The organism is Nostoc sp. FACHB-280 (genome assembly GCF_014697615.1).
In the GTDB taxonomy this organism is placed as follows: Bacteria; Cyanobacteriota; Cyanobacteriia; order Cyanobacteriales; family Nostocaceae; genus Nostoc_B.
The window spans coordinates 1-10,541 of record NZ_JACJSD010000093.1; the positions used below are offsets into that span (position 1 = coordinate 1).

Here is a 10,541-nt window from a genome sequence, read left to right on the forward strand (position 1 = left end):
GGAAGGCGCAGGGGAATAGTAATATTCCTGACCAACCTACAAACACGAAGCGATCGCGCTTTAACCAGTCGTCTAGTACGTCAAACCACCCTCTTCTACTTGGGGCGCGTCCAACTGCGATGGTCATCGGACTAAAATCCTCTTTTTACTAAAAATTTCAACGCTTCTGAGGAATAAACGTTTTTTTGACAATTCCAGCAGCCTTGAAGCGGCTGAGTTTCTGAGAGTTTGCCTTCTAAGTAAGTTGACATTTCTCAGGGTTATGCCATTACACGTACCATTGGCTAGTAACCTAGCTTGTGGTAACTTAATGATCCTTAACTTATCACATTAGTTCGGTTTTTTGCCTGAACTACACAGGGAAATCTACTATTGATCACAAACCTATTAAATAAATGAATATCAGAATTTTTACAATCTGACACAACTTTTCTCAGAAATATCACAATTGTTTAACGGAAGTGGGGAGAAGAGGACAAGGTGCAGGGAGCAAGGGGGAGAAGAGGAGACAAGGAAGGGGTGGAAATGAGAGAGAATAACTAATGGCAAGGGAAAAATCACCCTTGACCCTTGACCCTTGACCATTCACAAAGTAGTTCCATGACCGTATCAACAACAATTAACCAAGGCGATTCTAATGGCGATCGCGCTTCTTCGGGCGTGTTACATCAAAAAGTTCTCGGTTCTCGTCGGTTGAGTAACTACTGGTGGGCAACTGTTGTAACTTTAGGAGCCACAGGCTTTTTGTTAGCTGGTATATCTAGTTATTTGCAAGTCAATTTACTATTAGTCACCGATCCAACTCAATTAGTGTTTGTACCTCAAGGTTTAGTTATGGGCTTGTATGGTACTGCGGGTGTACTTTTAGCTTTATTCCTGTGGCTGATGATTTTATTGGATGTGGGTGGTGGTTACAACGAGTTTAACCACGAAACTGACACCGTTAAAATTTTTCGCTGGGGGTTCCCTGGCAAAAACCGCCGCATTGAAATTTCTGCCCGCATTCGTGATGTCCAATCTGTACGATTAGATATTAAAGAAGGTTTAAATCCGAAGCGTGCAGTTTACCTCAGAATTAAGGGACGGCGCGATGTTCCTTTAACTAGAGTTGGTCAACCCCTGTCTTTGACAGAAATAGAAACTAAAGGTGCAGAATTAGCCCGCTTTTTACAAGTTCCCCTAGAAGGACTGTAATTAAGTAAAAAGTAGAAAGGCAAAAGTTAATGGAGGCAGGAGGCTGATTAGAGGCGGACTTCAACCCAAATGGGTGAGTCAAAAAGTCTTTATTCTTTATTCAAAATTGTCCCTTCTGCCTCCTGTCTGGTTGGTGAGCGAACTTGTACTGAGCGCAGCCGAAGTAGCCGAACCACTGACCTCTACCTCGTCCGAAGGGCAGTTAAAAGAAAATAATCTTTTGACCTTTTACTTTTACCTTTTAACTTTATTCGCTTGAGAGGCTAAGATACTCTGGTTGAGTCAGTACCTGAAAATGCGGTTAAAAGTTACAAAATTTTTAGTTACCTTTTTGATGGTCGCTGCTTTAATGTTGGGAGGATGTTCTACACAGCAAGTTAGCTCTAGCACTTCTTCTGCAACACAAACAGCTACCGAAACTAGTAATACAACAACTGCTGAAGCAACGCCTGTACCTGAAACAACAAGTGAGAGTATCCCCGGAATGAGTAATTTACCAAGACTTGAAGGTAAAGCTACTGTAGTGGTGACGGTGAAAGGTTCGCCCATCACTATCGAAGTAGATGGCACAAATGCGCCGATTACTGCTGGTAATTTTGTCGATTTAGTCCAAAAAGGCGTTTACGATGGGTTAGCATTCCATCGAGTAGTGCGCGAACCACAACCGTTCGTTGTCCAAGGTGGCGATCCTCAAGGCAAAGACCCGAAATTTCCAGCTGGTAGATTGGGTACAGGCGGTTATATTGACCCCAAAACTGGTAATGAACGCTACATACCTTTAGAAATCAAACCCAAAGGTGCAGATAAACCAATTTACAGTAAGACCTTTGAAATGGCGGGTGTAACTACAGTACCAGAGTTAAGCCATAAACAAGGTGCGATCGCAATGGCGCGATCGCAAATGCCAGATTCAGCTTCTTCGCAGTTTTATTTTGCTTTGGCTGATTTGGGTTTCTTGGATGGTAACTACGCTGTATTTGGTTATGTCACCCAAGGCTTTGATGTCGTCAACAAAATTCAACAAGGCGATCGCATTGATTCTGCGAAAGTTACCCAAGGCGCAGAAAACCTAAAAGTTCCTCAATAAATAACTTGCAATGCTTTCAGATCCCCGGCTTCTTAGAGAAGCCGGGGATCTTATTCTCTACCCAATTTCTGAATCTATCTTGGCATTTCAGCAAATTGAATAGTATATAATGATAGATTGTGTCGAATCGTCAAATTAAAGCCAGCAAATGCCTAAATTAAAAACCCGTAAAGCAGCCGCAAAACGGTTCCGCGCTACTGGTAGCGGTAAAATCGTCCGCCGGAAAGCGTTCAAAAACCACTTGTTAGAACACAAAACCACTAACAAAAAACGTAAATTGTCCAAAATGGCCATCGTCAACGAGCGCGACGAAGAAAACGTACGCTTGATGCTTCCTTATTTGTAGAGTAAATTTTTTAGGAATTAGAACATGACACGGGTAAAACGCGGTAACGTAGCTCGTAAACGCCGCAATAAAATTCTCAAATTAGCTAAAGGTTTTCGCGGTTCCCACTCAACTCTGTTTAGAACTGCTAACCAGCAAGTAATGAAGGCACTACGTAGTGCCTACCGCGATCGCAAAAAACGCAAGCGTGATTTCCGCCGTTTGTGGATTACTCGGATTAACGCGGCTTCTAGACAACATGGTTTAAGCTACAGTCAGTTGATTGGCAACTTGAAAAAAGCTGATATCCAACTCAACCGCAAGATGTTGGCACAATTGGCAGTTTTAGATCCTACCAGCTTCGGCAAAATTGCTGAATTAGCAGCCAGTCAAGCGAAATAAAGGTGGTAACGGATGAATAACCTTTGAAGGATGAAGTATGAAGTATGAAGGTTGAAACTTACCCCCAAAATCAATCAAGGGGTTTGCACAAAGTTGGCTCGTTGCTGAAAAAATTAATCAAGCAACAAGTCCGTTTTTCATCCTTTATCCTTTATTCTTTATCCTTGAATCGGTTATATCTGGGGTTATTTACCGGAATTTTGGTTATTTTCTGCTGTTTATTATTAGTCACAGGTTTACCTGCATCTGCCGCAGAAATGCCAGAAATTCAACGGCGGGGCTATTTTAAAATTGCCGTTAAAGATAATTTGCCTCCCTTGGGATTTAGGGACGCTAACGGCAATCTTCAAGGCTTAGAAATTGATTTAGCGCAACGTTTAGCCGCAGATTTGCTAGGGAAAGCAGAGGCGGTGAAATTACAGCCTGTAGCAAATCGCGATCGCTTATCTGTAGTCTTAAAGCATCAAGTTGATTTTGCTATTGCCAGAGTTACAGCTACTGAGTCACGTTCCCGGTTAGTTAGTTTCAGTGTGCCTTATTACTTGGATGGCACATACTTGATTACTAAAGATACTGCTATTAAAGAAATTCAAGATTTGGCTAACCTTAAAATAGCTGTACTCAACAATTCTGATGCGATCGCTCAAGTACGTTATTATCTCCCCAAGGCTGAGTTAGTGGGAGTCAATTCTTACCAAGAAGGGCAAGAACAGTTAGAAAATAATACAGCCACAGCCTTCGCCGCCGATGCAAGTGTTCTGAGTGGTTGGATCAAACAATCTCCCCAATATCGACTGCTACCAACCAAGCTATCGACAGCACCTTTATCTGTGGTGATGCCCAAGGGTGTACAATATGACGAACTGCGACGTAATGTAAATGAAGCGATCGCCCGTTACACAGTTAAAGGTTGGCTAAAGGAACGCGCCCAATATTGGGGATTACCTTAAAAAGGCAAAATGCAAAAGGTAAAAGTTAAAAGAGATGTGTACTTTGCCTTTTAACTTTTAATTTTTAACTTCTCTAAGATTGATAATAGATAGAGAAAGTAGTTTTAATATTTGTCTTAGCAGGCGATGGATAATAATCTAGCTGTTGTTTACCTCTCGATTGTGGTGGCAATTCTGACATTCGCGGTTGTGAGTGTTTTTCGGCAAATTCTCAAAACTCGCAGGTTGGAAAGTGCATTTTCCAAACTGCGAAAAAAATTGGAGAAAGAAAAAGGTACAACTCAGGAATATTACGAGTTAGCCTGTATCTATTCTGAAAAAAAATTGTACGTGCAAGCGATCGCGCTATTTCAAAAAGCTCTCAAAGCAGCTGAAGAAGAAGGGGAAGAAGCAACTGCTCCTATTTATAATGGGCTTGGTTACGCTTACTTTGCTCAAGAACAATATGACTTAGCAATTCGCCAATACAAAGAAGCTTTGAAAATTAAACCCGATTATGTAGTAGCTTTAAATAACATCGGTCACGCCTATGAGCGCAAAAAATTAAATACTCAGGCGCTACAAAGTTACGAAGAAGCTCTCAAATTAGCTCCTAATAATTCCACCGCTAAACGTCGTGCTGAATCTTTACGCCGTTTAGTTTCTGCATAGTTCAGGATTTGCGTAAAAAGATGGGTGAAATCCAGTCAAAAGTCAAAAGTTAAAAGTCAAAAATTCTCTGAGTTTTGAATTTTGACTTCCCCGTAGGGGTGTAGGGGTGAAAAATCTGATCAACTTGTGTTGATTGCTTAAACAGCTAAAATTGTTTCTACTCCTACACCCTACTATTAGTACTCGACAAACCTGACTGGTCACTGTATCATGTTTGTATTAACTTGATGGTTGACAAATCAAAGCGGGGGCTAAAAACCCTGGGGATTCGTCAAAATCGCCAGAACCTCGACAACAAAATAATTACAGCGTTTCATATATCTGGTAAGTTGAGAATTAGTCGCAATTATGACGGCTGAAATTGACCTTTTTTGAGATTCGTCAAATTGCTTCCCAAAAACCTTGCTCTGTATCCATTTCAGTACAGTGCAGTTTCTAACCACTAATTCCCCTCACGGGAATTTAAACAATTGAAAAGCATCATAACCATCTCTATGATACTCGGTTTCTAACCACTAATTCCCCTCACGGGGATTGAAATATAAATGCTCTAGTATCTTTAGTTATTTCTAACTTAGTTTCTAACTACTAATTCCCCTCACGGGGATTGAAACAAAATAAGGTCTTTAATTTCATCATCCACATTCCAACGTTTCTAACCACTAATTCTCCTCACGGGGATTGAAACATTTTCTGTGGTTGTTTGCTACCAAAAAATATTGTGGTTTCTAACAACTAATTCCCCGCAAGGGGACTAAAATAAATTGTCCGATCGCAAAATCTATCGGTTTTCTATAAGACTAATATTTGCGCCTACACAAATACATTCAGCAATCAAACCGGATTTATATAGTTCATACTGAGAAATGAATAAATAGAAGTTCTTTGTTTGCTAGTTACAGATGATGAAAAAACTGCGGTTTGCTGTTTTAGCCATTAATATTATTATTTGCCTGAGTATATTTTTTGGACTAATAAGTAAAGTCTCTGCTCAACAACCGCAGATTTTGCACCCTCTAACGCCGTTAACAGAAACAGAAATTACCACAGCCGTTGAGGTAGTTAAAAAAGCAAAATCGTTAAGCGATATGGCTATTTTTTCGATTGTCGCTTTAAAAGAACCTGATAAACAGGAAGTTTTAAATTTCACACCCAATCAAGAAGTTCAACGACAAGCTTTTTTAGTAGTATACGAACGTTTACAAAACAAAACCTACGAAGGTATTGTTGACGTAAAAAAGCAGTCCCTCAATTCTTGGCAAGAAATAGCTAATGCTCAACCAGCTTTAAGTTATACAGAATGTGCGTTAACGTCTCAAATTATTAAAGCTGATGAACGATGGCAAAAAGCCATGCAAAGAAGGGAAATTAAAGATTTTGATGATGTTAAAGTTAGTTGTTGGGCGGCGGGAATCTTAAGTAAACAGGAAGAATCTACAGGCGATCGCTTGGTGCGTGGATTATCTTATTATCGAGGCGATAACTGGAATTATTACGGTAGTCCCATTGAAGGTGTACTAGCGACAGTTAATTTAAATACAGGTAAAGTCGTCAGTCTAATAGATAGAGGCATCGTACCATTCTCTAAAGAAAACTGGGACTATGATCTGAAATCTTTGGGTAAATTACTCACACCACCAAAACCGTTAAAATTTTTTCAGCCTTATGGTAAAACCTTCCAAATTAATGGAAATGAAATTAGTTGGCAAGGTTGGAAATTCCGCTATTTAATGCACCCGCGTGATGGTTTAGTGTTGTATTTAGTAAATTACCAAGATGGGGAAAATCTGCGACGAGTTTTATATCGTGGTAGCCTATCAGAAATGGTAGTACCTTATGGTGATCCTGATCCTACTTGGTCATTTCGTAATGCTTTTGATGTTGGTGAATATAACTTTGGTGTGTTAGCTAATGCGCTGGAGTTGGGTAAAGATATCCCCAGCAACGGAGTTTTATTAGATGCGATATTTGCCAATGAACAAGGCGAACCTGTCACTATGCCGCGAGTTGTTGGTATTTATGAGCGTGATAATGGTATCCTCTGGAAACATTACGGCTATGATACTCAACGTAATGATGTCCGCCGTAATCGGGAGTTAGTGTTAACTATAACGGCGACAATTGACAATTATGATTACAGCCTGAATTGGATTTTTCACCAAGATGGCACTTTAGAAGTTCAAAACGAATTAAGCGGAATTGTTCTAGCGCAAGGGACAAATTTAGAAACAGAATCTTTTGATAATTCCTATGGACGGCTATTAGCTAAAAATATTTTTGGCGTAAACCATCAACACTTTTTTAATTACCGCCTTGACATGGATGTAGACGGACAGGCAAATTCTGTCATGGAGATGAATGTTAACTCTGTACCAATTAGTGGTAAAAATCCTATAGGAAATGCGATCGCAGTCGAAAACACAGCATTAGCCACAGAAAAAGCCGCCGTCCGTGATGTTGATACTAAACATAACCGAGAATGGATGATTAGCAGCACAGATAAAAAGAATGCTCTCGGTGTGGGAACTGCATATATGTTAATGCCAACTGGAAACACCATATTTTTCCCAACCGAAGGTGCAGAAATTCGCAAACGAGCCGAATTTGCTACACATCATTTTTGGGTAACAAAATATAAACCAGATGAACTTTATGCAGGTGGTAATTATCCCAATCAAAGCCAACCAAAAGAAGGTTTACCAAAATATATTTCTGATAATGAGTCATTAACAAATCAAGACATTGTAGTTTGGTACACAATGGGAATGACACACGTACCCCGTCCTGAAGATTGGCCTGTCATGCCTGTTCATCGTGTTGGTTTCAAGTTGTTTCCACGCGGTTTCTTTAGCCGTAATCCTGTGATTAATTTACCTGAATAGCTATCAGATACCCGCAGATCCCCGACTTCTTCAAGAAGTCGGGGATCTAATTCTTCACAAATGACGTGAAAGATATAAACCAATACATTTTTATTTTTACACTGCTTGACTACACAATAGTCGTAAATGACCATCAGAAGCAATTTTTTCAAAACAAGAATCCATTTCTATAAAAATCTCCCAATACTCTTTATGGCATCTTTCTACTAACATCTGCATAAATAAATCTTCTAATTGATTGTTACGCTTGCCTTTCCAAAGTGTATCGCTTAAGGCAACACATATCTCTTCAAAAGAACATTCCATTGTTTGCCATTGAGCATGAGAACGACAGCAACGCGCCAGATTTGAATCAACTCCATTGTTGATGAGTAACGTCTCACCATCAGCTTCGTGATTATTACCTTTAGCTGTCAATTCCTCTGGATGAATAATTTTACCTGCATCATGAAACACTACACCCAAACGCAAAAAACTTTCATCAAACTGCACCTGTAATTCATGTAATTTTGAGATGAGTAAATCAGCAGCTTCGCCAACTAATTTAACGTGAAGTATCAGTTTTGGTGAAGCTCCCAGTTCTTCTAGAAACTGATAAGCTTCATTAACTGTTTGAAAGGTTTTGCTTTGATGACTCATGTAAAATTACTCAGCAGTAAATTTTCTAGTGCATTAATAATAGATAGAACTTACGCAAAATTATGAAAAAACGAACCACAAAGGACGCAAAGGACACAAAGAAGAAGAATACAAAGAAGAAAGATAATTTTACAAATGATTTAGTATTGCTATATGTATAGAAATATTAAGAATAATTGCCCAGAGTTTATGAATAAATATTAACTATCGGCTTTATCTTGCTAACAAGATTTGCATAAGACTAAGAATTATTTCCTTAAACAATATATATGTTGTTTAACTTAAAAGCTAAACTCTAATCATCACATAGGTTTCAGCGATTTCTACATCAATCAACAAGTAAATAGTCCTATTTATTCAACGCTACAAGTTTTGGGACAATCAAAGACTAATAATTTCGCAATCATAGTCCACCTCTGATGTTGTTCACAAGGGAGAATGCCTGATGAAATTGGCTTACTGGATGTATGCAGGCCCAGCCCACATTGGCACTTTGCGAATCGCTAGTTCGTTTAAAAACGTTCATGCGATTATGCACGCCCCCCTCGGAGATGATTATTTTAACGTCATGCGTTCTATGCTCTCACGGGAGCGAGACTTTACCCCAGTGACAGCCAGTGTTGTAGATCGCCACGTACTAGCACGCGGTTCTCAAGAGAAGGTGGTTGATAATATTACCCGCAAAGATGCAGAGGAACACCCCGATTTGATTGTGTTAACTCCCACTTGCACCTCTAGCATTTTGCAAGAAGACTTACAAAACTTCGTCGAACGGGCGCAGCTAGAAGCGAAAGGCGATGTCATGTTGGCGGATGTGAATCATTATCGCGTCAATGAATTGCAAGCAGGCGATCGCACTTTACATCAAATTGTCCAATACTATATCGAAAAAGCCCGCAAAAAAGGCGAACTACCTACAACCAAAACTGAAAAGCCATCAGTTAACATCATCGGTATTTCTACCCTGGGTTTTCATAACAACCACGACTGTACAGAACTGAAAAAACTCATGGGTGATTTGGGAATTGAGGTGAACGCCGTCATTCCCGAAGGTGCTTCTGTTCATGAATTAAAGAATTTACCCAAGGCTTGGTTTAACTTAGTTCCTTACCGGGAACTAGGTGTAATGACAGCTAATTACTTACAAGCAGAATTCGGAACACCTTGCGTAGATATTACCCCGATGGGTGTGGTAGAAACTGCCCGTTGTATCCGCAAAATTCAACAGGTAATTAACGAACAAGGCGCGAATGTTGACTATGAAGAATATATCAACGAGCAAACCTTGTATGTTTCCCAAGCGGCTTGGTTCTCCCGTTCCATTGACTGTCAGAATTTGACTGGTAAAAAAGCTGTAGTATTTGGCGACAATACCCACGCCGCCGCCCTTACCAAAATTCTCTCACGGGAAATGGGGATTCATGTAGTGTGGGCAGGAACTTACTGCAAATATGATGCAGACTGGTTCCGCGAACAAGTAAGCGAATATTGCGACGAAGTACTGATTACTGATGATCATGGCGCAATTGGGGATGCGATCGCTCGGGTCGAACCCTCAGCCATTTTCGGTACGCAAATGGAACGTCACGTTGGTAAACGCTTAGATATTCCTTGCGGTGTAATTGCTGCACCAATTCACGTCCAAAACTTCCCCATTGGTTACAAACCATTTTTAGGCTACGAAGGTACAAATCAAATCACAGATTTAATCTACAATTCCTTCACTTTAGGAATGGAAGACCATTTATTAGAAATATTTGGTGGACACGATACTAAAGAAGTAATTACAAAAGGTATTTCTGCCGAATCTGATTTGAATTGGACAAAAGATGGTTTAGCAGAATTAAATAAAATACCTGGATTTGTACGCGGTAAAGTCAAGCGCAATACTGAAAAATTCGCGCGCGATCGCGGTTTCAAAGATATCAATGCTGAGGTGCTATACGCTGCCAAAGAAGCTGTCGGAGCGTAGTTTTACGGATAACTGTTAGCTCTAACCTGATTTATGATGTAAGAGCGTTTATATGCAAAAACGCTCTTACTATCTTTTGGGTGCTGAAGCTAGATAACAAAACTATGAATGATCAAGATTTAGCTCGATGGGTTCAAACTAAATTTGGTTTTATCCCAAATGATTTAACTGAATATAGAAAAGCGATAAACCTCACAGAATACGAAGTTCTGGAGTTTTTTGAAAATTCAATACTTGATTTTGTCGTTGCTGAGTATCTAGTAGTAAGCCAGTTTCGTGTAATACGCGACCCGGGATGGTTCACTCAAGTTAAGAGACCATTTATAAAGTAAATCTTTAGACGGCTAGACGACGTAACATAATACGAGTCATAACGGCATATATAGCAGCTTCACTCATTTCAGGAAGACGTTCGTAATCCTTACTCAAACGATGGTAC

Annotated in this window: 10 protein-coding genes and 2 pseudogenes; 9 read left to right on the forward strand and 3 right to left on the reverse strand. The window is 39.9% G+C overall.

Annotated features, from left to right (window positions below; all coding sequences use genetic code 11):
- Positions 1-127: pseudogene (locus H6G75_RS32005) on the reverse strand (photosystem II D2 protein (photosystem q(a) protein)); the annotation flags it as partial.
- A gap of 473 nt (positions 128-600) precedes the next feature.
- Between H6G75_RS32005 and H6G75_RS32010 the strand changes: the two are divergent.
- The 7 genes from H6G75_RS32010 (at position 601) to H6G75_RS32040 (ending at position 7,491) form a co-directional block, all read left to right on the forward strand.
- On the forward strand, positions 601-1,194 hold the full coding sequence (locus H6G75_RS32010; RefSeq protein ID WP_190983893.1) for a photosystem I assembly protein Ycf4: 594 nt from the start codon (positions 601-603) through the stop codon (positions 1,192-1,194).
- A gap of 295 nt (positions 1,195-1,489) precedes the next feature.
- Entirely contained in the window at positions 1,490-2,281 is a 792-nt protein-coding gene (locus H6G75_RS32015; RefSeq protein WP_190983894.1) for a peptidylprolyl isomerase, read from the forward strand.
- Between the two features lie 148 nt (positions 2,282-2,429).
- A complete protein-coding gene (gene rpmI / locus H6G75_RS32020; RefSeq protein WP_190983895.1) occupies positions 2,430-2,627 on the forward strand; it encodes a 50S ribosomal protein L35 in 198 nt (65 codons plus the stop codon).
- A 24-nt stretch (positions 2,628-2,651) separates the two neighbouring features.
- Entirely contained in the window at positions 2,652-3,008 is a 357-nt protein-coding gene (gene rplT, locus H6G75_RS32025; protein WP_190970751.1) for a 50S ribosomal protein L20, read from the forward strand.
- A gap of 44 nt (positions 3,009-3,052) precedes the next feature.
- Positions 3,053-3,958, forward strand: coding sequence for a transporter substrate-binding domain-containing protein (locus tag H6G75_RS32030; RefSeq protein ID WP_190983896.1), 906 nt, complete (start codon positions 3,053-3,055; stop codon positions 3,956-3,958).
- A gap of 126 nt (positions 3,959-4,084) precedes the next feature.
- On the forward strand, positions 4,085-4,609 hold the full coding sequence (locus H6G75_RS32035; protein WP_190595059.1) for a tetratricopeptide repeat protein: 525 nt from the start codon (positions 4,085-4,087) through the stop codon (positions 4,607-4,609).
- Between the two features lie 902 nt (positions 4,610-5,511).
- Complete coding sequence (locus H6G75_RS32040) at positions 5,512-7,491, forward strand: primary-amine oxidase (RefSeq protein ID WP_190983897.1); 1,980 nt, start codon at positions 5,512-5,514, stop codon at positions 7,489-7,491.
- A 96-nt stretch (positions 7,492-7,587) separates the two neighbouring features.
- On the opposite strand, the gene H6G75_RS32045 is transcribed toward H6G75_RS32040, so the two are convergent.
- Complete coding sequence (locus H6G75_RS32045; RefSeq protein ID WP_190983898.1) at positions 7,588-8,130, reverse strand: HD domain-containing protein; 543 nt, start codon at positions 8,128-8,130, stop codon at positions 7,588-7,590.
- A gap of 445 nt (positions 8,131-8,575) precedes the next feature.
- Here H6G75_RS32045 and bchB point away from each other — a divergent pair, with 445 nt between their 5' ends.
- On the forward strand, positions 8,576-10,102 hold the full coding sequence (gene bchB / locus H6G75_RS32050) for a ferredoxin:protochlorophyllide reductase (ATP-dependent) subunit B (protein WP_190983899.1): 1,527 nt from the start codon (positions 8,576-8,578) through the stop codon (positions 10,100-10,102).
- A 104-nt stretch (positions 10,103-10,206) separates the two neighbouring features.
- Entirely contained in the window at positions 10,207-10,434 is a 228-nt protein-coding gene (locus tag H6G75_RS32055) for a hypothetical protein (protein ID WP_190983900.1), read from the forward strand.
- A 4-nt stretch (positions 10,435-10,438) separates the two neighbouring features.
- Here H6G75_RS32055 and H6G75_RS32060 read toward each other — a convergent pair.
- Positions 10,439-10,541 (reverse strand): annotated as a pseudogene (locus tag H6G75_RS32060) (IS5/IS1182 family transposase); the annotation flags it as partial.

Coding starts and splice junctions, on each gene's coding strand:
- H6G75_RS32030 (WP_190983896.1), top strand. CDS start 3,053: ATGAAGGTTGAAACTTACCCCCAAAATCAATCAAGGGGTTTGCACAAA.
- rplT (WP_190970751.1), top strand. CDS start 2,652: ATGACACGGGTAAAACGCGGTAACGTAGCTCGTAAACGCCGCAATAAA.
- H6G75_RS32055 (WP_190983900.1), top strand. CDS start 10,207: ATGAATGATCAAGATTTAGCTCGATGGGTTCAAACTAAATTTGGTTTT.
- bchB (WP_190983899.1), top strand. CDS start 8,576: ATGAAATTGGCTTACTGGATGTATGCAGGCCCAGCCCACATTGGCACT.
- H6G75_RS32040 (WP_190983897.1), top strand. CDS start 5,512: ATGATGAAAAAACTGCGGTTTGCTGTTTTAGCCATTAATATTATTATT.
- H6G75_RS32045 (WP_190983898.1), bottom strand. CDS start 8,130: ATGAGTCATCAAAGCAAAACCTTTCAAACAGTTAATGAAGCTTATCAG.
- rpmI (WP_190983895.1), top strand. CDS start 2,430: ATGCCTAAATTAAAAACCCGTAAAGCAGCCGCAAAACGGTTCCGCGCT.
- H6G75_RS32015 (WP_190983894.1), top strand. CDS start 1,490: ATGCGGTTAAAAGTTACAAAATTTTTAGTTACCTTTTTGATGGTCGCT.
- H6G75_RS32010 (WP_190983893.1), top strand. CDS start 601: ATGACCGTATCAACAACAATTAACCAAGGCGATTCTAATGGCGATCGC.
- H6G75_RS32035 (WP_190595059.1), top strand. CDS start 4,085: ATGGATAATAATCTAGCTGTTGTTTACCTCTCGATTGTGGTGGCAATT.